General features: G+C 58.4%; 13 protein-coding genes, 3 rRNA genes and 2 pseudogenes (1 of these 18 only partly in view). 12 read left to right on the top strand and 6 right to left on the bottom strand.

The genetic code is table 11. The features are described 5' to 3' along the window. Positions 1 to 176: 176 nt before the first annotated feature. Positions 177 to 728 (top strand): hypothetical protein, encoded by a 552-nt coding sequence (locus V476_RS12260; protein WP_003424320.1) that lies wholly within the window; start codon positions 177 to 179, stop codon positions 726 to 728. Positions 729 to 1,105: 377 nt separating this feature from the next. Then, positions 1,106 to 1,534, top strand: coding sequence for a DUF2628 domain-containing protein (locus tag V476_RS12255; protein ID WP_003424322.1), 429 nt, complete (start codon positions 1,106 to 1,108; stop codon positions 1,532 to 1,534). Between the two features lie 77 nt (positions 1,535 to 1,611). Here V476_RS12255 and V476_RS12250 read toward each other — a convergent pair whose 3' ends face one another. Both V476_RS12250 and V476_RS12245 read right to left on the bottom strand, forming a co-directional pair. After that, entirely contained in the window at positions 1,612 to 4,059 is a 2,448-nt protein-coding gene (locus V476_RS12250) for a PEP-utilizing enzyme (RefSeq protein ID WP_024961292.1), read from the bottom strand. Then, entirely contained in the window at positions 4,052 to 4,534 is a 483-nt protein-coding gene (locus tag V476_RS12245) for a hypothetical protein (protein WP_024961291.1), read from the bottom strand. The genes V476_RS12250 and V476_RS12245 overlap by 8 nt, the downstream gene beginning before the upstream one ends. Before the next feature lie 244 nt (positions 4,535 to 4,778). On the opposite strand from V476_RS12245, the gene V476_RS12240 reads away from it, so the two are divergent. The 3 genes and pseudogenes from V476_RS12240 to V476_RS29325 all read left to right on the top strand — a co-directional run. Then, a complete protein-coding gene (locus V476_RS12240; protein WP_024961290.1) occupies positions 4,779 to 5,579 on the top strand; it encodes a mechanosensitive ion channel family protein in 801 nt (266 codons plus the stop codon). A gap of 121 nt (positions 5,580 to 5,700) precedes the next feature. Beyond that, positions 5,701 to 6,807, top strand: a pseudogene (locus V476_RS29330) (FIST signal transduction protein); the annotation flags it as partial. A 555-nt stretch (positions 6,808 to 7,362) separates the two neighbouring features. Continuing rightward, positions 7,363 to 7,719: pseudogene (locus V476_RS29325) on the top strand (methyl-accepting chemotaxis protein); the annotation flags it as partial. Between the two features lie 61 nt (positions 7,720 to 7,780). Here the strand turns inward: V476_RS29325 and V476_RS12230 are convergent. Then, positions 7,781 to 9,262, bottom strand: coding sequence for a YdgA family protein (locus tag V476_RS12230; protein ID WP_024961288.1), 1,482 nt, complete (start codon positions 9,260 to 9,262; stop codon positions 7,781 to 7,783). A gap of 275 nt (positions 9,263 to 9,537) precedes the next feature. On the opposite strand from V476_RS12230, the gene V476_RS12225 reads away from it, so the two are divergent. From V476_RS12225 to V476_RS12195, 7 genes are all read left to right on the top strand, one after another. Continuing rightward, positions 9,538 to 10,227, top strand: a complete 690-nt coding sequence (locus V476_RS12225) for an HAD-IA family hydrolase (protein WP_003424343.1) — start codon at positions 9,538 to 9,540, stop codon at positions 10,225 to 10,227. 20 nt (positions 10,228 to 10,247) lie between these two features. Continuing rightward, a complete protein-coding gene (locus V476_RS12220) occupies positions 10,248 to 11,255 on the top strand; it encodes an aldo/keto reductase (protein ID WP_024961287.1) in 1,008 nt (335 codons plus the stop codon). Between the two features lie 318 nt (positions 11,256 to 11,573). Then, entirely contained in the window at positions 11,574 to 12,311 is a 738-nt protein-coding gene (locus tag V476_RS12215) for a GntR family transcriptional regulator (RefSeq protein WP_003343737.1), read from the top strand. A gap of 813 nt (positions 12,312 to 13,124) precedes the next feature. Next, positions 13,125 to 13,901, top strand: a complete 777-nt coding sequence (locus V476_RS12210) for a DUF3050 domain-containing protein (protein ID WP_024961286.1) — start codon at positions 13,125 to 13,127, stop codon at positions 13,899 to 13,901. A gap of 42 nt (positions 13,902 to 13,943) precedes the next feature. Then, positions 13,944 to 14,891, top strand: a complete 948-nt coding sequence (locus V476_RS12205; protein WP_024961285.1) for a diiron oxygenase — start codon at positions 13,944 to 13,946, stop codon at positions 14,889 to 14,891. After that, positions 14,888 to 18,334: a non-ribosomal peptide synthetase gene (locus V476_RS12200; RefSeq protein ID WP_024961284.1), complete on the top strand. Its 3,447-nt coding sequence runs from the start codon at positions 14,888 to 14,890 to the stop codon at positions 18,332 to 18,334. Before V476_RS12205 ends, V476_RS12200 begins: the two co-directional genes overlap by 4 nt. A gap of 32 nt (positions 18,335 to 18,366) precedes the next feature. Next, positions 18,367 to 18,846: an SRPBCC family protein gene (locus V476_RS12195; protein ID WP_003424356.1), complete on the top strand. Its 480-nt coding sequence runs from the start codon at positions 18,367 to 18,369 to the stop codon at positions 18,844 to 18,846. Between the two features lie 117 nt (positions 18,847 to 18,963). On the opposite strand, the gene rrf (V476_RS12190) is transcribed toward V476_RS12195, so the two are convergent. From rrf (V476_RS12190) to V476_RS12180, 3 genes are all read right to left on the bottom strand, one after another. After that, positions 18,964 to 19,079: ribosomal RNA gene (rrf, locus tag V476_RS12190) — 5S ribosomal RNA — on the bottom strand. Between the two features lie 107 nt (positions 19,080 to 19,186). Continuing rightward, positions 19,187 to 19,302 (bottom strand): 5S ribosomal RNA (gene rrf, locus V476_RS12185). 159 nt (positions 19,303 to 19,461) lie between these two features. After that, positions 19,462 to 21,826: ribosomal RNA gene (locus V476_RS12180) — 23S ribosomal RNA — on the bottom strand; it runs 529 nt beyond the window's last position.

Raw genomic sequence — 21,826 nt, 5'->3', positions numbered from 1 at the left:
CGCACCGATGTTGTTTGTCTGCGTACTCTCAAGTATTCCGGCATTCATATAACCATCCAGCACAATCGGTTTCGTCGAATCCGACACTCTGGCATTTCGATATGTCCCTATTGAAGCCAGAGTAGTAAGTCCATCAGCAAAGACAACTGACCACCGAACCCAACCAGGGAAGAAAAATGGGTAAGCAATCTCGCAGCAAGCGGGCCTCGCCGGAGCCTATGGTGATTTACCGCAGTCACGTTGCCGCTTTCCGCTCGCGTTATCTGCTGTCCTTTCTGACTCCGATTTTCATGGGCATATTTTCTCTCGCCATTACCGCAGGCACGATGGTCGATGCGTACTTTCCAAATGAGCCGGAGAGAACGGGCCAGTCAATGATGCTCATGATGGGCGTATCACTGGTCTTGAGTTTCGGCGGCATCATGATGAGTCGTGGGCATGCCTGCGGAATGTGGATATTGGCGGCCATTCTGGTGAGCTGCTTTTTCGCCGTGTTGCCCACCGCCCCTGCGCACTGGCGGCGTTTTGAATTGATGCTTTACGTGCTGGGGCTGCTTTTCCCGTTGCTGGGCCTTTTATCGCTCAACAGCGAGCGCGGCCGGGAGTTGCGCATGCAATGGAGGATTATTCGATCCGAACGCAAGGAGATCCGTCAGGAGATGCGGCGGCGCAAGGATCTCGAGGTGCATCGTGAAAGCCTGCGCAAGAGAAAGGCGCTACGCAAATAGCCCGGGCTCAACGAGGACTTTATCGCGCCCAACAAAAAACCCGCCGAAGCGGGTTTTTCCAAGACCATCCCGACTCCCTGTCGGCTGCCTCCGAGGCGATGGTCGATCATCCTTGATCCTGGTGAACTCCTGTTCACCACTTGATGGATCCAATACTACGGAGGAAGGACCAGATCTGAAATGGCCAAATCCCTCCACCGCGTGTAAGCGTTTGGCTATACCTTGTCGAGGCGGGCATGAAGAGCTCGGGGCGCAATTGCGTAGTACGCCACCTGGAAACTTCATACAATCGCTCGCCGATCACAAAAGCAGCAACGTCAGAGATACAGGATTTCCCGGAAGAAAACGTCACCCCACGGAACACAAGGAGTAGAACCATGAGCACGACAGATCAGACCCAAAGCACTGGCCAGCACAGCGCCAAGTGGCAAGAGCGTTTCAATTTTTTCGAGACGTATGGTGCGCCGAACGATCCACGCTTCAAGCCGGCAGTGAACGCGCTGCCTGACTTCAAGAAGAAGTTGCTTGTCTGCGCCAACATCATCGCGTTTTTCTTCGGTCCGATTTACTTCTTCGTGCTGGGTCTGTGGAAGAAAAATCTGGCGCTGATCGGCGTCATTATCGCGGTCAACATCGTTATAGCGCTGCTTTTCGGGATCCTTGGAATGGAGGTTCCGGCAGCATTGGGCACCGGCTTGAACGTCGTGTTTTCTCTGATGTACGCCCTGACGGCCAACTACTCCTACTACCTCAAGGAAGTGAAAGGCGAGCAAGGCTGGAACCCGTTCAAAGGCATGCGCCTCTGACCTGCAGACGTAGCCAGCTGAGCACCCGCACCGCTCAATGAGCGTGCGGGTTGGCTGTGGATAACTCCCCTTGGGCTTTATGCCTGCCCTTCCACCAGCCGCAACTCCCCATCCGCATACAGCACTTCACGCCCCACCCACGCCAGATCAACCTGCGGCAGCACTGCCGAGGGTTTGCGCAGTTCACGCAGCAACGTCGAGCCGTGCGAGAGACGTCCGCCCATGCGCGCGATTACCGCGCGGGCGTTCTGGTAGTGCGCGTGGCGTCCGGGGTCGAGGGTGTCTTCCAGCAGGATGTCCTCGCCCAGAATGCCCTGGACCTGGCCCGGATAGATCATGAAGCCGGTGGCCTGCTCGGTGCCTTCGCGGCCGTCCTGCCAGAAGCTGCCTGCACGGCTGCGAATGTCCGGATGGGGCGCAAACCAGTGTTCCCGGTCGGCGCCGGGCATGGCGTGATGCAGGCGGAAGAACAGGCGCATCAGGTTGTCGCGATACCACTCGCGCACTTGCAGGTAGTAGCCGCGCATGCCCGGCAGGCCTGCGCGGTGGGCGATGCGAATGAAACACGGCCAGGTCGGGAAGGCCTGTAAAGGCAGGTCAGTGGCTGCCGGGCGCGGGGTCGCGGGATCGGTTTCCCAGGGCAGCCGGTGCGGGCAGTGCTCCAGATCGTCGTAAGCGGTCGGCGGGCGTCCCAGCAGGTCTCCGCCGCTGCTGGCCAGCGAGGTGGCGATGCACAGGTTGCCTTGCACGACGAATACGTAGAAACGGGTGAACCAGTCAGCCAATTGCTGGCCGTCAGCACCTTGGGCCGTGAGGGCATGCAGCTCTCGGTCGAAGCGGTGCAGTTGCTTTTCAAGGGTCAACAAGTGGCCACGCGCGATGCGCTGCATCCGCAGAAACACCGGCAATGAGCGCAGCAGACGCAGCGGTCGCCACGGTAGATGCGGGGTCGCGCCGCCGACCTCGTCGGCGTAGCTGTTGGAGGCGATGCCCCAGTCAGCCAGACGTGCGAGAAACAGGTCGTTGTTGATGTAGGAAGCTGCGCCAAACAGTGCGGTAAATGGCTCGTTGTCCTGCAATACGCGTGAATCCCAACGCGCCATGATCGCCGGGATGCTGCCTGCGGCACGCCGCTGTGCGTACTCGACCAGTCTGCTGGGCTGTGGCGGCAGGATCTCCGCAATATTGGCGGCGGTCAGGTGACGGCGCCAGCCGTAGTCACTGATCGGGCGGTACTGCAGCAGCCACAGCTGGCGGCCATCCCAGGCCCATTCGACGTCGCCCGGCACGTAGTGGAATACGCGCAGAACGCCCTGCAGGAAGTCCCAGAGCGCTTCCTCAGTCAAACCGTGGGATGGCTTGAAGTCGCCGCTGCTCCAGGCCGCGCCGAGGCGGGAAATGATCGCTCGCTCAGGGCTTGCCTGACCGTCGGCCAGCGACTCCAGGTGCCCTTCCACCCACTCCAGCTCGACCGACAGGTGACGCACGAAGGCGATCCCGGAAAGCACCGGCGTGATGAAGCGCTGCACCACAACCTCTTCGACGCCAGCGTTGTGCAGCTCTGCGACGCGCGCGGGCACGTTGTGGTCGGGCTCGCGAAGAAAAGTGGTACTCAGACCGGCATTGGCCGCATCGGCCTGATCCTCACCGAAACTGGATGAGCGCACGGCCCAGATAGCGTCAGGCTGACGGGCCAGAAACTCGGGCAAGGCCGAGTCATCGCCCTGCACCAGAGACAGTGCCTCGGGCACCGGTTGCCCGGCGATGGCCGCCAGACGCAGACGCCCGCCTTTGGTGTGCGCAACGAAGCCGCGCTCGCCCGACTCCAGCCACTGCGCAAACTCTGCCGGTGCGTCGATCCACGGGTAGTGACCCCAGCCCGGTTTCAGGCTGATGGTCAGGTCGGCACGCGCCAGAATGGCCGACCACGCTGCTGCCTGCTCGATACCCAAAACCTTGTCCTGATCGCCCCAGACCAGCTCTATCGGATCCTGCACCCACTCCAGCAGCGGCAGCGCGGTGTCGGCACGCAACAGGTCCCAATACGGCACGAAAGCACGGCAGCGAGCGTAGCCGGAACCCATGCGCTGGTAGTGCGCGGCAGGCCAGCTCTGCCTGGAAAACTTGTGCGCAAACAGTGTGGGCTTGTTGGCCAGCAGCCAGTGAATGGTCTTGCGAATGGGCAGCGGCGACATCAACGCAGGCAAACGCCGCTGCCACAGAAAAACTCCCACCGGGGCCAGCAGCACGCTTCTGCAGAAATGCCCCGGCTGGCGCTGCAAGGCATGCATGACCAGCAAGGCATTGACCCCCACAGCGACGATGGCGCTGCCCTTCACGGTCGCCGCCAACAGCGCATCGGCGTAGGCGGCGAGGTCTTCGCAGGGTGGCTGAGGATTGTTGCCGAAGCCTGGCAGCTCAAGCGGCACGACCTGATGCTGCTGAAAATGCGGCAGCGCGTCGTCCCACCATTCGGCACTGCTGCCGTTGCCCGCCAGCAGATACAGCAGCGGCAAGTCAGACATGACCAAGCTCCTTCGACGCGTGAACAGCCGAAGTGCGGCGATCATGGCGATACAGCCAGATCAGCGGCGGCAACAACGCCAGCAGCGCCGCCAGATCGAGCCACACGTGAGACCAGACGCCCCCACGCACGGAAATCAGGATGTCCTGAGGCGCCCACAGCAGCAGGCCCGCAATCAGCCAGCCCCAGGGCATGGCGCTTTTCAGGCGATTGCCCAAGTGCACCAGCGCCAGCATGTACACGGAGTACGTTTGCAAGGTTGCGCCGAACAGCGCCATCCACCAGACCTGTTGCGCGCGAGCAGCGGCGGGAACCGCCTCGGTCCAGAACGCCTGCTCGAGGCTAGTCAGGTAGCCATCGAGCAAGCCGGAAAAGCCTGCCCAGGTGAACACCAGACTGCCCAGCACATGCGCAACTGCGACGGCATACAGCCAGGTCACCAGCGTACGGCGCAGGGTGTCAGAAGAGAGCGGCATACCAGGTCCTTGAGTCGTCCTTGTGAGGTGGCGAGTTTAGCGATAACTCATCAGGCTTAATACCGCCGCCCTTGCCTGCGGCTCAATTCACTGTGGATGCTGGGCGCGGCTGCGCGTGACACCGTAAAAGCACTTTGCCTCCAGTCAAAACTACCAGTAGCCACCAACCCGCTTTGCCCTTCAATGTACGGCTCCGCTCGTCAGGCCATCTGCCGGGCGAGCCCTGCAGTCGGGAGTAGCGGTGATGGATGCGCTGAATGTCATCAATATCGACACTGACGGAATCAACTCGCTGTTCACTATCGTTCTGCAATACGGAGCGACTGTTGTTTTGAGACTGGTGATCGCAGCGTTGCTGTGGATTGTCGGTCGCTGGCTGATCGGTGTGCTGGTCAGGATGGCGCAGCGTTCGCTGACGCGGCAGCGGTTTGATCCGACGGTCCTGCGCTATGTCGGCTCGTTCATCACGGTGACGCTGAATATCATTCTGGTGATCGCCATTCTGAGCTATTGCGGCATCGAGACCACCAGCTTTGCGGCGCTGCTGGCGGCCGTGGCGCTGGCGATCGGCATGGCCTGGTCGGGTTTGCTGGCCAATCTGGCCGCGGGTGGTTTCATCATCGTGCTGCGGCCCTTCAAGGTCGGCGATCTGATTTCAGCGGCGGGCGTGACCGGAACTGTGGTCGAAATCGGTTTGTTCGTTACGTCGATCAACACTCCGGAAAACGTGCTGAATCTGGTGGGCAACAACAAGATCTTCTCTGACACGATCGTCAATTTTTCCAGCAATGCCTTTCGCAGCGTCGAACTGACCGCGATATTGCCCGGCACTGCCGACGAGCAGAAGATCATCCCGCGTCTCAAGGATCAGATAGCCCGCCTCCCCAACGTACTGAGCAGCCCTGCGGTCGATGTGCACCTGTCCTCTGCGACAGCCGACTCCATCACCTTGTCAGTACGGCCCTATTGCCACAATGATCACTATGATTCAGTGCATCGCCAGACGCTTGCCCTCATCAGAGCGTTGATGCTGCACCTGTCCTGAGCGGCACGCATAGGCAAAATTCATCGCCCTTCAAGCTCACCCGAACCTGTTGGCAGCCGATCAATAAGGATCGGTCCATATTCCGCGTGGCCTCTGCTTTTTTATCTTTACGGGTTTAACCATGAGCCTTTTATCTCGTTTTCGGGCCGGCACATCGCGGACCGAAGGCGCCATCAGTGTCATTACGTCCGCCCGAGAATTGAACGCCAAGCTGTCTGCGCTGAGCTTCGATCCGGTCTATCTGACCGGTTTCGTTTCGCCGCACGTCGACTTCGATCAGGTAGCCAAGTCTGTCGCTGCGCGCTTTCCCAACGCGAAGATCAGCCTGCGCACAACGTCAGGCGAACTGTGCTCGGGCAATGATTCGCTGTACTGCGCGGCGGAGAACCAGTGGGACCGGATTGTCCTCGCGCTGTTCGACTCAAGCGTCATAAAGAGCGCGGAGGTGGTGCACATTCCGCTGCACAGCGAAGACATTCGCGGCGCAGGCAAGCGACTGTCGATGCGCGAGCGCATTGCGCGCCTGACCGATTCGATCAAGCGCACGCAGATCAACACCCCCATCGACCACCGCGATACGCTGGCCTACGTCACGTTCGACGGGCTGTCGGCGTCGGAGTCGTTCTTCATGGAAGCGCTGTATGAGTCCGGGCGCTTTCCGTGCCTGTTCGTGGGCGGTTCTGCGGGAGGCAAAGGCGACTTCAAGAAGACCTTGATTCACGACGGCAAACGCAGCTACGAAAATCATGCCCAGGTGGTGTTTCTCAAGAGCGCGAAAAACGTGCGCTTCGGCGTCTTCAAGAGCCAGAACTTCGAGCCGACGCCATTGAGCCTGAGCGTGCTGACGGCCTCCCTGGAGGAGCGTTACATCAGCCAGGTGGTCAACGCCCGAGGCGAGATCACCACGATGGTTGCGGCGCTGTGTGACGCGCTCAAGTGCGAGCGGCATGAGCTGGAAGGCAAGCTGGCGCAGTACTCGTTCGCCATCCGGGTGGGCGAGGAGCTGTTTGTGCGTTCGATTGCGCGCATTGATTATGAAAGCGAGCGGGTTCACCTGTTCTGCGACGTGGCGCCCGGCGAAGAGCTGGTGATGGTCAAACGAACATCCATGATCGACACCACGCGCAAGGACTTCGCGCGCTTTCTGCAGGGCAAGTCCGGAAAGCCGCTGCTCGGCCTGTTGAGCGACTGCATCCTGCGGCGCCTGAACAACGGCAGTGAACTGGGCCGGATGAATGACGTGTTCGGTGCAACGCCGGTGGTGGGCTTCTCGACCTTTGGCGAGATTCTGGGGTTGAACCTCAACCAGACGCTCACCGCCGTGTTCTTCTTCAAGGTGCCCGAAGGGCAGCCGTTCCGCGACGACTACATCGATAATTTCATCGCCTATTACGGAGAGTTCAAGGCGTTCTTTCTGCGCCGGCAGATCAAGAAGCTGGCCGGTCTGAGCCATGTGGTGGTCAAGCAGATCGATCAGTTCAAGCAGCGTAACTTCGTGCAAACCATTGACCCGAGCGGTCTGGACGAGCAGATCCGCCCGGTGTTCGGTGGCCTGAGCGACTTGGGCGATGTGCTGGTCAAGGCCCATCATGATCAGGAAGAAATCGCCGCTCAGTTGCGCCACTACTCTGGCGAGCTGCATGTTTCGATGGACGAGCTGTCGCAAACCATCACCCAGCAGGAAACGGTTATCGACAAAGCAGGCAATACCGTCAAAAGCCTGGTCAGTCAGGCGGACGAGGTGGTGCTGGGCTCGCGGGAGCTGGCCAAATCCAGCCTGCGCATTCAGTCGGTGGTGCAGATGATCCAGCAGATCGCCGGGCAGACCAACCTGCTGGCGCTCAACGCCGCCATCGAGGCTGCGCGGGCGGGCGAAATGGGACGCGGCTTTGCCGTGGTGGCCGATGAAGTGCGCCAGCTTGCGCAGAAGACGTCGCAGAACGCCAACGACATCGGCACCGATATCGAGCGTCTGGCCGAGGAAATTCGCAAGGTGGCGCAGCACATCGAGGAACAGTCCCTTGAGGTCGGAACGCTGACGGGGCTGTTGTCGGAGCTGGAAAGCTCCAGTGACATGACGGCAGGCACCTCGCAGCGTACCCGGCAGCTGGCGGACACCCTGCGCGGCCTGACTCAGTAGCAGCGCCTGCTGTCAGGACGGCGCATTGCCCGTCCTGACAGCAGACCGTGTTACAAGCGGCTTACTGGTTACCCAGCACGCCGACCTTGCCCATGACGTTGCTCATGAACTGCTGCACGGTCATTTTCTGGCCATTGAAGTCGACCATCTGGTTGGCGTAATGCAGGTCGGAGACGATGTTGTCGCCGTCGACCTTGGCCAGTTGCATCATCTCGGCCATGGCACTGGCCATGTCGCCAGCGGCCTTGGCCTGATCGGCGATGACCTTGAGGTCGGTCTGGCCTTCACGCATGGCTTGCTGGGTCGCGAGATCGCGAATCATCGGTTTGGACAGGACGACCTTCGCGTTGACTTCGCCCAGGCTCTTCATGAGCAGCGCATCGGAAGGCTGATCGAGCGGGCCTGGATCGGCCAGGTCCACGGCGATACGCATGTGGCTTTCACCGTTGCTGGTCTTGAGCGAGAGTTTTTCCAGCTCGATGTGCGGTTTGGCTGCCAGCAGCGTTTTCATCTGGGTGTTCATCAGCTCCTGATCAGCCGGGCTCAGCTCCAGACGGAACGGACGCTTCTCCTGCGCGGCCTGTTGCTGCTGAGGCAGGATTTTATCCTGATACAACTGATACAGCGCCTGAGTCGCCAACACATCGAAATTGGCGATCTTGAAGCCCATGTGCGCAGAACCGACGTCCTTGCCCGCGTAGGCAATCATGCCGGCATCGTAGTTGATCTGAGCTGCCAGGTTACCGGCATCTTCCTGCACCAGGTTGGTGTTGGTGAAATCGCGGATCTGTACCTGTGGCTTGCCCACCACCTGGAAACCCGCGTTCTGGATTTTCATGTTGGTGTGGCCCAGATAGAAACCGGACTTGCCTTTGGTGCCACCCGTGTCGAAGGTCATGCCTTTGATCTCGATGCTGACCGGACCGTCAGGCGACGCGACATTGAGTTGCAAATTGTCCATGTTGCCCGCAAGGGTGAATTTTTCCGCGTTGGCCGACGACTCGGCATTCAGGTCCAGACCTGAAAAACGGAACGTGCCGTCGACGTCGGTCATTTCCAGCGGGGCCATCTGCAGCGTGCCTTTGGTGGCGCGGTCATAGCCGATGCTGGCCTGGCCCGTGAGTGGTGGCACATCCTTGCTCATGGCGAACCATTTCTCGGCGCTGGGGCTTTTTTCCATCTGGAAATTGCTCAGGGCCATGACCGGCAGCAGGTTCAGGGTCTTCAGATGCGACAGCGGAATGGGGCCGTGCTCGATATGGTCGACGAACAGAAACTGGCCGCCCTGGGTGCTATCGGACAGGTTCTGGATGTCGACGCGGTAGTGCGCCGTGCTGCTGAAGAAGTGCTTGTCGAGCGAGAGCATTTCCAGCTTGACGCTGGTGTCCGTGCCTTTGAACGACTTGGCCAGTTCCTGATTGGTCTTGCTGATCGAGTCGTTCAGCGCGCCTTCCAGTTGATTGCCGGTGTACCAGGCACCGGCCGTAGCCAGTGCGCCCGCTACGACGATGACGCCAATCGCTATACCTGCTGATTTATTCATAGTGACGTAAAGATATCCGTTCTGATGATGGGAAGGTCGTACCGGGACCGGCAGCGCCGATTGAAAGCCGCGAGAGACTATCATCGGCAGATCCCGTGAGCCCAGCCTTCATGGCCATTTCTGTGGGCGCGTAGCCGTTCCGTAAGCGCGTTGGACATGGCCTTGTGCCTTTTGTTGCGCACGCCAATCCTGTGGAAAGGTTTTGAAACAGGCCCTAGCCACAGCCTTCCCGGAAACGTTAGGCTGAAACGAATTTGCGAACAGGACGTGATCACATGAGCGAGCAGCAAAAACAACGAGGTCCGATCAAGGCCGTCATTTTCGACATGGATGGCCTGTTGCTGGACACCGAGGGGGTTTACACCGAAGTCACCCACCTGATTGCCAGTCGCCACGGTCGCACCTTCGACTGGTCGGTCAAGCAGCACACCATTGGCCGCGGTGCCCGGGACTTTTCGGACTACGTGATCAAGGCGCTGGAGCTGCCAATGTCGATCGACGAGTTTCTCGAAGTCAGGGAGCCCATGCTTGAAGAGCGTTTCCCGCGCGCTGCAGCCATGCCCGGTGCCGAAGCCCTGGTCCGTCATCTGGCTGCGCATAATATTCCGATCGCCGTGGGCACCAGTTCGTCGGTGCATTACTTCGAGGCCAAGACCACCTTGCACCGCGCATGGTTCGAGCTGTTCGACACCGTCGTCACCGCCGACGACCCGGAAGTCGGCGCTGCCAAGCCAGCCCCGGACATCTTTCTGGTCGCCGCCCGCCGTCTTGGCGTCTCGCCAGCCGATTGCCTGGTCTTTGAAGACTCACCGTTCGGTGTGACCGCCGCCAAGGCTGCCGGGATGTACGCCGTGGCCGTGCCGGACTCGCACATGCCGGTCGAGCAGTACGAGCATGCGGACCTGCTGCTGGGCTCGCTGGCCGACTTCCCGCTCACGGCGTGGGGGTTGCCTGAGCTCGCCTGAATGACAAGGAGATGCTGAGCATGAATTATCGAACCCTTGGCCAGTCCGGCCTAAAGGTTTCCACACTGACCCTCGGCTCGATGATGTTCGGTGAGCAGACCGGCGCCGAAGAGTCGCTGCGTATCATCGACAAGGCCAGGGATCAGGGCACCAATTTCATCGACACGGCGGATGTCTACAACGCCGGGCGCTCGGAGGAAATCGTCGGTCGGGCCATCGCGGCACAGCGCAGTGACTGGGTGCTGGCCACCAAGGTCGCCATCGGCCCGGCCGACGGCGTGCCCAACCGGGCCGGCCTGAATCGCAAGCACATGTTCAATGCCATCGAGAACAGCCTGCGGCGACTGGATACCGACTATGTGGATATCTATTACCTGCACAAGGAAGATCACGACACGCCGCTGGAAGTGACGGTGTCGGCGATTGGCGATCTGATCCGGCAGGGCAAGATCCGCTACTGGGGTGTGTCGAACTTCCGCGGCTGGCGAATTGCCGAAATCGTCAACGTCGCGCAACGCCTGGGCGTCGACAAGCCGGTCATCAGCCAGCCGCTGTACAACATCGTCAACCGCCAGGCTGAGGTCGAGCAGATCACCGCTGCCGCACACCATGGCTTGGGCGTCGTGCCCTACAGCCCGCTCGCCCGCGGTGTGCTCAGCGGTAAGTACGCCCCGGACATCGCTCCCGACAGCGAGAGCCGTGCCGGACGTCAGGACAAGCGGCTGCTGGAAACCGAATGGCGCACGGAGTCGTTGCGTATCGCGCAGCGAATCCAGGCGTATGTGCAGGACAAAGGCGTCGGCATTGTCGAGTTCGCCATTGCCTGGGTGCTCAACAACCAGGCCGTGACCTCAGCCATCGTCGGACCAAGGACCGAGCAGCAGTGGGACGGTTATACCAAGGCACTCACGGTGGAGATCACCGCTGAAGACGAAGCGTTCATCGATTCGCTGGTGACACCCGGCCATGCATCGACGCCCGGTTTCAATGACGTTCAGCACTTCGTTTCCGGCCGCCTGACGCGCTGAGACGATCACGCCTGCGGCCTTATGCCGCGAGCGTGTCACTGTTGCGCTCTGGAACGGTCGTTTCAGAGCGCAATGTCATAAAAACAATACGTGAAACTCCTGTTACCTATGAATGCGAACTCGGTACGTGAGGTCGATGAGCGCTAAGATAGACGCGTATTTTGTCGAGCTCGCCGGGCTGCAGCGCGGTCTTGCGCTCGCCGCTAAACATAATGATGTTTGTATTTTCGCGACGGACTGCCAAGTCTTGGCTAGTCTGTCGGCAACAAAGCGATTAATTGGACGTTGTCCAGCCAGGGTTGATGAAGAAGTAGGTCAATGCGCAAATCAGATAGAGAAGCCTTTCTGGGCTCCGTACTGGGCAATGAGCAGCCTCCGGCGCACCTTGCCAGAACCGTGATTGAAGAAAAGCTGCGAAACGCCATTATCGATGGCAGCCTGCCAAGCGGCACGGCATTGCGCCAACAGGAACTGGCGACGCTGTTTGGCGTCAGCCGCATGCCTGTGCGCGAAGCACTGCGCCAGCTCGAGGCGCAGTCGCTGCTGCGTGTCGAGACGCACAAGGGCGCGGTGGTCGCACCGTTGATCACCGAAGACGCGGTGGATGCCTATGCCTTGCGCATTCTCCTGGAGTCCGAGGCGTTGCGCCTTTCTATCCCATTGCTGGACGCCGATGATCTGGCGACGGCGAAGGGCTATATCGAGCAGCTTGAGGTCGAGACGGATTTCGGCCAGATCGGCAGACTCAATCGGATGTTCCACCTCTCGCTGTATGCCAAGACCCACAACAAGCGTCTCATGCGCCTGGTTGAAGAAGGCCTGAACGAAGAAGAACGCTTCCTGCGTTTCAATCTTTCCGACATGGGCCTGGGGAAGCTCTCTCAGGATGACCATTGGCAGCTGTTGCGGCTCGCCGAGCAGAAAGCGATCGAACCCTGTGTCGAAGCACTGCAGCATCACCTCAACCGTGGTGTTCAAGCCGTCACTCAATACCTGACCAGCAAAAAGGCCACCAAGGCCAAGCCGACCCGCACAGCGAAGAAAAACCCCGCCTGAATCATCAAGGCGGTCTATCCAGCAGGCGATGACTCAACGTCTGCGGATTGGCCGCTTGCACCTCCAGCCCTCCTCTTCACACCTCCTCGATACATTGCCAGGCTCAACCTCGGCATGGCGTTTTTATCGCTATTTTCCTGATCTGCCGGATGGCCCAACGCCGGAATAAGGCAAACTCGACCGTGGCGCTGAGGAAACCAACCGGAGGATGTTCCCTGGCTACGGCTGAACGGCTCGCGCAGGATCGGAGCGGTTCTCTGTTCATCTGAACTCAATGGATAAGGAGTTGTTGAACGGGGCACACAGACATTGGAAGTCATTTCCAACTTCGCCCATTAAAAAAACCAGAACCCTGATTATTCAGCACATCGGCAACGCTGGGCGAGGCATTCGCTCATTATTAATAATTCCGGCTTAATCAGTCGGGAGGGTTGTCTGCACGCCTGTAAAACGTATTCACCACGTTTTACATGGCAACTTACATGCTTAAAAACGGCTCATTAAATATTATTAAAAAAATGATTGCAGCCCTTGATAAGTTTGTTTTAAGTTTTCTTCGTCGTCAGTGATGTCGGCGGCTTACCGGGCTAGACCTCTTGATGTACAAGGGCCAGCGCTCGGAAAGCCAACGCGGCAGGGTGTCTCGAATTGAAATAACCGATGCGTGTTTGCGGCGAACAGGCCCCTCACACTCAGGCCTGAGTTCGCCTCTAACCCGGCATTTCATTGCGTTTTATCGCGGCACTGTCGACATGTTTATATCGTAGAAAACTGCAGTGCTACTTACCGCCCTCTTTCAATAGGACCGTCACTATGCCTTGTGAAAAAACACGACTCGCACATAAGAAAGTTGAACTTGGTCGTCATCCGATCTTTGCAGAAATCACGACATTGGATGTACTCCGGCGCTTTATGGAGACCCATGTATTCGCCGTCTGGGATTTCATGTCGCTGACCAAGCGCCTGCAACAGGAACTGACCTGCACCCAGTTGCCGTGGCTGCCGCCGACAGACGCTTCCGCTGCCCGCCTGATCAACGAGATCGTACTGGGTGAGGAGTCCGATGACCGACTGGGCGCGGGTCATTACAGCCACTTCGAGCTGTACCTGGATGCGATGCGCGAGATTGGCGCGAGCACGGTACAGATCGAGCGCTTCATCGAACTTCAGAGACAGGGCATGCGTTACACAACCGCACTGCAACACGTCGACGCGGGGCAGGCGGCGACGGCATTCGTTACACACACGCTCGATATCGCCCTGCATGCGCCGGCACACAGCGTTGCTGCGGCCTTTCTGCATGGACGCGAGAGCGTCATCCCGCAGATGTTCCAGACCATCCTCGATGACTGGGGCATCACCGCCCACCAGGCACCCACCTTCCGCTACTACCTGGAACGCCACATCGAAGTGGACGCCGAGGACCACGGTCCGGCAGCAGAGCATTTGCTGGCTCGTCTGGTTGCCGACGACGCGCAGCGCGAGCGAGAGGTTTATCAGACCGCCATCGCCGCTGTGGAAAGCAGAGTCCAGCTATGGGACACGCTGCGCCTGAGCATGCGAACGCCGCTCGTGCAGGCCAGCGCGTAAGACCCGCCCGCAACACCCTGAAGCCTTTACAAGGAAGCCATCATGAAAGCAGAAGACTACATGTCGTTCATCGATGCGTGGGAAGGTCGCGCCACCATTCGTACTCGCCCACGCAGGATGGTCGAGAACGATGACAAACTGATCTACCCCCTCAGCCGCCAACCGCTGGTGCTCAGCGACACGTTCACACGCGAGTGTGCGCATTTGCGCGATTACGCGCTGGTGCAGAGCCTCTACAAGTTCATCAATGATGTGGTGATCTTCGAGACCGAGATCGTTGACAGGACCGCGCGCAGTATCGCCAAGGACCACTTCACGATTCGCTTCCCGTTTGCCTGTCGCTACGACGCGATGACGGTGGTGGTCGATGAGGACTATCACGCACTGGTCGCGATGGACTTCATGCAACAGACCATCGCCCTGACGGGCATAGAACCTATCCCGTTGCCGGACGAGATTGAACTCAGCCGGGCCATTCCGGCCGCACTGGCTCTGGCCCCCGAGCATTTGCGCAGCGCAGTGGAGCTGATCTGTGTCGCCATCGCGGAGAACACTGTGACCAACGATGTGGCGGCGTTCGCCAAGGACGAATCGGTCAAGCAATCGGTCAAGGGGCTGATGGCCGACCACTTGCTGGACGAGGGGCGTCACTCGGGCTTCTGGGCGCGGCTGGTACGCATCTACTGGCACACCGCTCCCCAACAGGACCGGGAATCCATCGCCCGCATCATGCCGGTGTTCATCGCTCAATACCTGACCAACGATATTCAGAATGGCTTCGACTTCACCCTGATCGACCATCTGCAGGTGGCGGACACCGTCAAGCAGGCGCTCAGGGACGAAACCAGGGCTGTGAGTTTCCCAGTCAACCGCCATCACCCACTGGTGGCCAACATCGTGCGTTTCTTCAAGAACAGCTCGATGCTGGACGATCCTTGTGTACAGCATGCGCTGGCGGACTATCTGCCTGCGCAGGGGACGCTGCAATGAAGCGCCTGGAGATTGTGCTCATCGGTCACAGCCTGACCTTGAGTGAACTGAATGCCGAGCTGCTGGACCACGGGCATGGCGTGCGGCATCTGTCTGATCAGCAGGCGCTGGACGCGGTGACGATGCCTGATGGCGGCGTGCTGATCGAAGATGGCAGTCTGGACCTGTCCCAGGAACACCTGAGTGCGTTCGGCCACTGCACGCATCTGCGCCTTCGGGTCGGTTTCGGCAATGCGCTGGAGTACGGGTTACCTCGGCTGGAGCTGCTGTGCTGGCATGGCGCTGCCCAGGCTCGACGCTTGATCGTTCGTGAGTGGCTGCCGGTCGAGGAATCAGGCAACGGGCGCGAACTGCGGGATGCCACTGTCACAGCCATGGTGGATCTGGCGACAGTGCAGATCAGCCGCTTATCCAGAGAAGACGACTATTTCAACGGTCTGACAAGCGTCACATCGACCCAGAGTGATCGACAGCATGGCTTGCAGGCGATTGATCAATTGCTGTTCGAGCATCGCCTGAATCAGACGGATCAACCGCACCTGCTGAAACTGGCCGAAACACCCATCACCGAGCGGCTGGAGCAGGCGTTGCTGAAGTTTGCCGAGCGCCCGGCACTCTCCGTTCGCAACCAGACGCTCAGCTATCGGCAACTGCACGCGCACAGCCTGGCTATCCAGCGCTTGCTGCGGCCGTTGCTGGCGCACGCGAAAGCCGACGCACCTCCGGTGATTGGTATCTGCCTGCACAAGTCAGCCGAGCTGTATGCCGGCATCCTCGCGATTCTGGGTTGCGGTGCGGTGTACCTGCCGCTTGATCCCGGCCAGCCTGTGCAGCGTCAGCAGTACATTCTGGAAAACTCGGGGGCGATGCTGTTGCTGCACGATGGCGCGCACCCGCTGGCGGCTGCGGAGTTTCCGGCACTGAATATTGCTGCGCCGCCTGTAGAGGACGGAGCTTCAGCACATGCATGCGTTGCTGCCGATCAGGATGCGCCCTGCATGGCGCTGTACACGTCGGGCACCACCGGGCAGCCGAAAGGCGTATTGCTCAGCCAGCGCAATCTCAGCCACTTCACCGCCTGGTATGCCGAGCATGTGAGCCTGAACGAACACAGCCGGGTGCTGCAATTCTCTACGCTGAGTTTCGACTCGTCGATCATCGACATTTTCCCCACCTGGCTCAGTGGCGCCGAACTGGTGGTCCCCGATGAAGACCAGCGGCGTGATCCGTTGCAGTTGGTCCGCGTGCTGCAACAAGGCATCACCCATGCATTCCTGCCGCCGGCGCTGTTGAGCATCCTGCCGCTGGATCAGCCGCTGGGGCTTGAGCATGTCATGACCGGAGGCGACGTCTGTGAGCCGCATGTGATTGCGCAACTCACCGGCCAATGTCATTTCCACAACCTGTACGGCCCCACCGAAGCCACAGTGTTGGTTACCGCCTGCGAGTTCGCTTCGTCCAGCAGCAACCGGCATCTGGGCCGACCGATAGCCAACAGCCAGACGTGGATTCTGGACGAGCAATTGCAGCCCGTGGCCGTGCAGACTCAAGGGGAGCTGTACATCGTTGGACCCGGTGTGTGCCTGGGCTATGTAAACAACCCCGAGCTTACCGCCGAGCGTTATGTGTGGCTGACGAAACCGGATGGGCAACTGATGCGTGCCTACCGTACCGGCGATATGGCCAAGTGGACGGCTGACGGCATCGTCCTCAGCGGACGCCGTGATAATCAGGTGAAGATTCGCGGTTTTCGGGTCGAGCCGGAAGAGATCGAGCATTGCCTGCGCGACAGCTGGCTGTATCGACAGGTCGCCGTGGTGATCGACAGGCAGCGGCGAATTCTGGCGTTTCTCGCTCAACCGTATCTTGAGCATGACGAACAGGCGCTAAAGGCGCATGTACAACGCCTTCTGCCTGATTACATGCATCCCGCCGTCTACACGATGTTGCCCGGCATGCCGTTCGCCAGCAACGGCAAGGTCGATCGCAAAGCGCTTCTGGAAATACCACTGAGCTTTATCGGGCAGCACACTCGTCGCCAGCCCGAGACGGAGCAGGAGCGGGCGCTGCTGGAGCTATGGGGCGAGCTGTTGGAGCTGCCGCCAGACGACATCTCGACTGATGAAAGCTTTTTCAATCTCGGAGGCCACTCGATCCTGCTGTCGCGCCTGTTGCTGGGCGTTCGTGAACACTTTGGGCGCAGTATTCCCATCAATCGTTTTATCGAAGCACCGACCGTGCTGACGCTCGCCAGCCTGATCGCCAGTGACGGCACTTCTGCCGGAGTCCTCAGTGCTCAGGCCCTGCGGGATGCGAACCCGGACTTTCAGCTGGCTACATTGCCTGTCAGCAGAATGGGTGATGTTCATAAGGTGATTGTCACGGGTGCCAACGGCTTCCTGGGTGTGCATATCGTCGAAGCGCTGCTCAACTGGGGGGCAACCGAGATCGCCTGCCTGGTGCGCGAGGCTGCAGGACAAAGCGCGCAACAGCGCTTCGAACATGCCCTGCGGGAAAACCGCCTGGATCACCTGGACCTGAGTCGCGTGAAGGTCTATCCCGCTGACCTGACCAAGCCTCGGTTGGGGCTCAGTGAAGCCGTGTATGAACGACTGGATCTCGAGTTTGGTGCGTTGGTGCACAACGCTGCCAATGTGAACCATGTTCAGGATTACGAAACCCTGGTCAAAGACAATGTGGCCCCGGTCTTTGAATGCCTGAAGCTCTGTGAGGGGCGCCGTAAAAAGGTCTTCAATTTCGTTTCGACGCTGTCAGCCTGCAGTGCCATCGATGCCGCCGGCAATGTGCTTGAACAACCCGCTGCCGCTACCCCGCCGATCTACATCAAGAACGGCTACAACCTCTCCAAGTGGGTGGCTGAGCGCATCCTGCAATGTGCCCGGGACCAAGGTGCCTGGGTAAACATCTATCGCCCCGGCAACATCGCCTTCAACAGCGTTACCGGCGTGTGTCAGCCACAGAAAAACCGCTTGATGCTGATGCTCAAGGGCTCGCTGCAATTGGGTCAGGTTCCGGCATTCGCCATCAACTTCGACCTGATGCCGGTGGACTTTCTGGCGCGCTTCATCGGCTTCCATGCCAGCCGTTATCAGCCAGAACACGCGGTGTTCAATCTGCATAACCCCGAGCCCTTGAGCTGGAGCGACTACGTGCACGCCTTCCGCGAGGCAGGGCGTCAGTTCGAGCTGGTCAGCGTCGAGCAATGGCAGGCGCAACTCCGGCGCGTCGACAGCCAGAACGCGCTGTTTGGCGTGCTGGGGTTCTACCTCGACGGGTTTGAAGAAGACATCGGCGACATCTCGATGATCGAGCACCGCAACACCCTGAACGGCATTCGTCGCATGGGCGAACAGTACCCGCAAAAAACTCCGGCGTTGCTGCGCAGGGGTTGCGATTACCTGAAAGAAATCGACTTCATCTGAGCCATTACCCACTGAGATAAATGGAGAACGACATGAACACACTTCACAGCAATCTGAAACCCGACACCCTTATCAAGAACCCGGTGGCGTGCCGAGTGGTGTCCGCCGTGGACGTCTCCGGTGACGCGGCCAGCGTGTGGGCTGTCGTCGGCAATTTCGGCGGCTTCCAGGCATTCATACCGGCGCTGGAGAGCATTGAGGTCACTGGCGAAGGTCCGGGCTCGGTTCGCAACAAGCTGTTCAAGGATGGCAATGTGGCCATCGAACAACTGAACTCCAGGGACGATCAGGCGCTTTATATGACCTGGTCACTGATCCACACCAGCTTGCCAGTCAGCAATCTGTGGGCGGCAATGACAGTGGAAGCCAGCGGTGATGGCGATACCTGCATCGCCAGCTGGACGATTGTTGCCGACCCTGTTGAGGGAGGGCCTGAAGGGGATGCATTCGAGGCGTTTCTTCAGGGGTTTGCAGATGGCGCAATGAGTAACGTGCGCAGCCTGTTTGGCTGATTGACGCTGCATCACAGCAGCCCGCTCGGAGCAAATGCCTGAGCGGGCTTCTTTATTTGATGACCCATAACGACAAAACCCCTCATCGCGTAAGCGATGAGGGATTTCGGAATTCAATCTTGACGATGACCTACTCTCACATGGGGAAACCCCACACTACCATCGGCGATACATCGTTTCACTGCTGAGTTCGGGATGGGATCAGGTGGTTCCAATGCTCTATGGTCGTCAAGAAATTCTGTTGCCGATCCGTTAGCAGGTAACGTTCCAGCGAATTTTGGTGACTTCTACTTAAACAAAAACCCTCAACGCGTAAGCGATGAGGGTTTCTGGAATTCAATCTTGACGATGACCTACTCTCACATGGGGAAACCCCACACTACCATCGGCGATACATCGTTTCACTACTGAGTTCGGGATGGGATCAGGTGGTTCCAATGCTCTATGGTCGTCAAGAAATTCGGGTACCGAATCGTGCCCTGCGGCGCGCTTCAGCAAATCGGGTATGTGATAGCAAGCTGGTTCAGGTGTCGTTCGTGACGCAAACTTTCGGTTCGTGTCATCTTCACAGTCACCGCAATCTGTGTCGTTCGACGCAAATTGCTTGGGTGTTATATGGTCAAGCCTCACGGGCAATTAGTATTGGTTAGCTCAACGCCTCACAGCGCTTACACACCCAACCTATCAACGTCGTAGTCTTCGACGGCCCTTTAGGGAACTCAAGGTTCCAGTGAGATCTCATCTTGAGGCAAGTTTCCCGCTTAGATGCTTTCAGCGGTTATCTTTTCCGAACATAGCTACCCGGCAATGCCACTGGCGTGACAACCGGAACACCAGAGGTTCGTCCACTCCGGTCCTCTCGTACTAGGAGCAGCCCCTCTCAAATCTCAAACGTCCACGGCAGATAGGGACCGAACTGTCTCACGACGTTCTAAACCCAGCTCGCGTACCACTTTAAATGGCGAACAGCCATACCCTTGGGACCGGCTTCAGCCCCAGGATGTGATGAGCCGACATCGAGGTGCCAAACACCGCCGTCGATATGAACTCTTGGGCGGTATCAGCCTGTTATCCCCGGAGTACCTTTTATCCGTTGAGCGATGGCCCTTCCATACAGAACCACCGGATCACTAAGACCTACTTTCGTACCTGCTCGACGTGTCTGTCTCGCAGTCAAGCGCGCTTTTGCCTTTATACTCTACGACCGATTTCCGACCGGTCTGAGCGCACCTTCGTACTCCTCCGTTACTCTTTAGGAGGAGACCGCCCCAGTCAAACTACCCACCATACACTGTCCTCGATCCGGATAACGGACCTGAGTTAGAACCTCAAAGTTGCCAGGGTGGTATTTCAAGGTTGGCTCCACGCAGACTGGCGTCCACGCTTCAAAGCCTCCCACCTATCCTACACAAGCAAATTCAAAGTCCAGTGCAAAGCTATAGTAAAGGTTCACGGGGTCTTTCCGTCTAGCCGCGGATACACTGCATCTTCACAGCGATTTCAATTTCACTGAGTCTCGGGTGGAGACAGCGCCGCCATCGTTACGCCATTCGTGCAGGTCGGAACTTACCCGACAAGGAATTTCGCTACCTTAGGACCGTTATAGTTACGGCCGCCGTTTACCGGGGCTTCGATCAAGAGCTTCGCTTGCGCTAACCCCATCAATTAACCTTCCGGCACCGGGCAGGCGTCACACCCTATACGTCCACTTTCGTGTTTGCAGAGTGCTGTGTTTTTAATAAACAGTCGCAGCGGCCTGGTATCTTCGACCGGCAGGGGCTTACGCAGTAAATGCTTCACCTCCACCGGCGCACCTTCTCCCGAAGTTACGGTGCCATTTTGCCTAGTTCCTTCACCCGAGTTCTCTCAAGCGCCTTGGTATTCTCTACCCAACCACCTGTGTCGGTTTGGGGTACGGTTCCTGGTTACCTGAAGCTTAGAAGCTTTTCTTGGAAGCATGGCATCAACCACTTCATGTTCTAAAAGAACACTCGTCATCAGCTCTCGGCCTTAAGATCCCGGATTTACCTAAGATCTCAGCCTACCACCTTAAACCTGGACTACCAACGCCAGGCTGGCCTAGCCTTCTCCGTCCCTCCATCGCAATAACCAGAAGTACAGGAATATTAACCTGTTTTCCATCGACTACGCTTTTCAGCCTCGCCTTAGGGACCGACTAACCCTGCGTCGATTAACGTTGCGCAGGAAACCTTGGTCTTTCGGCGTGGGTGTTTTTCACACCCATTGTCGTTACTCATGTCAGCATTCGCACTTCTGATACCTCCAGCAAGCTTCTCAACTCACCTTCACAGGCTTACAGAACGCTCCTCTACCGCATCATCAAAAGATGATACCCGTAGCTTCGGTGCATGGTTTGAGCCCCGTTACATCTTCCGCGCAGGCCGACTCGACTAGTGAGCTATTACGCTTTCTTTAAAGGGTGGCTGCTTCTAAGCCAACCTCCTAGCTGTCTAAGCCTTCCCACATCGTTTCCCACTTAACCATGACTTTGGGACCTTAGCTGACGGTCTGGGTTGTTTCCCTTTTCACGACGGACGTTAGCACCCGCCGTGTGTCTCCCATGCTCGGCACTTGTAGGTATTCGGAGTTTGCATCGGTTTGGTAAGTCGGGATGACCCCCTAGCCGAAACAGTGCTCTACCCCCTACAGTGATACATGAGGCGCTACCTAAATAGCTTTCGAGGAGAACCAGCTATCTCCGAGCTTGATTAGCCTTTCACTCCGATCCACAGGTCATCCGCTAACTTTTCAACGGTAGTCGGTTCGGTCCTCCAGTTAGTGTTACCCAACCTTCAACCTGCCCATGGATAGATCGCCCGGTTTCGGGTCTATTCCCAGCGACTAGACGCCCTATTAAGACTCGCTTTCGCTACGCCTCCCCTATTCGGTTAAGCTCGCCACTGAAAATAAGTCGCTGACCCATTATACAAAAGGTACGCAGTCACCCAACAAAGTGGGC

This window comes from Pseudomonas syringae KCTC 12500, from assembly GCF_000507185.2.
In the GTDB taxonomy this organism is placed as follows: Bacteria; Pseudomonadota; Gammaproteobacteria; order Pseudomonadales; family Pseudomonadaceae; genus Aquipseudomonas; species Aquipseudomonas syringae.
The sequence above is the reverse complement of the archived record's forward strand: the minus strand, read 5'-3'. Positions and strand labels throughout refer to the sequence as shown.

Excerpts from the sequence above, each read along its gene's own strand:
- V476_RS12240 (WP_024961290.1), top strand. The coding sequence starts at position 4,779 with ATGGATGCGCTGAATGTCATCAATATCGACACTGACGGAATCAACTCG.
- V476_RS12215 (WP_003343737.1), top strand. The coding sequence starts at position 11,574 with ATGCGCAAATCAGATAGAGAAGCCTTTCTGGGCTCCGTACTGGGCAAT.
- V476_RS12260 (WP_003424320.1), top strand. The coding sequence starts at position 177 with ATGGGTAAGCAATCTCGCAGCAAGCGGGCCTCGCCGGAGCCTATGGTG.
- V476_RS12195 (WP_003424356.1), top strand. The coding sequence starts at position 18,367 with ATGAACACACTTCACAGCAATCTGAAACCCGACACCCTTATCAAGAAC.
- V476_RS12225 (WP_003424343.1), top strand. The coding sequence starts at position 9,538 with ATGAGCGAGCAGCAAAAACAACGAGGTCCGATCAAGGCCGTCATTTTC.
- V476_RS12245 (WP_024961291.1), bottom strand. The coding sequence starts at position 4,534 with ATGCCGCTCTCTTCTGACACCCTGCGCCGTACGCTGGTGACCTGGCTG.
- V476_RS12205 (WP_024961285.1), top strand. The coding sequence starts at position 13,944 with ATGAAAGCAGAAGACTACATGTCGTTCATCGATGCGTGGGAAGGTCGC.
- V476_RS12230 (WP_024961288.1), bottom strand. The coding sequence starts at position 9,262 with ATGAATAAATCAGCAGGTATAGCGATTGGCGTCATCGTCGTAGCGGGC.
- V476_RS12200 (WP_024961284.1), top strand. The coding sequence starts at position 14,888 with ATGAAGCGCCTGGAGATTGTGCTCATCGGTCACAGCCTGACCTTGAGT.
- V476_RS12220 (WP_024961287.1), top strand. The coding sequence starts at position 10,248 with ATGAATTATCGAACCCTTGGCCAGTCCGGCCTAAAGGTTTCCACACTG.
- V476_RS12250 (WP_024961292.1), bottom strand. The coding sequence starts at position 4,059 with ATGTCTGACTTGCCGCTGCTGTATCTGCTGGCGGGCAACGGCAGCAGT.
- V476_RS12255 (WP_003424322.1), top strand. The coding sequence starts at position 1,106 with ATGAGCACGACAGATCAGACCCAAAGCACTGGCCAGCACAGCGCCAAG.
- V476_RS12210 (WP_024961286.1), top strand. The coding sequence starts at position 13,125 with ATGCCTTGTGAAAAAACACGACTCGCACATAAGAAAGTTGAACTTGGT.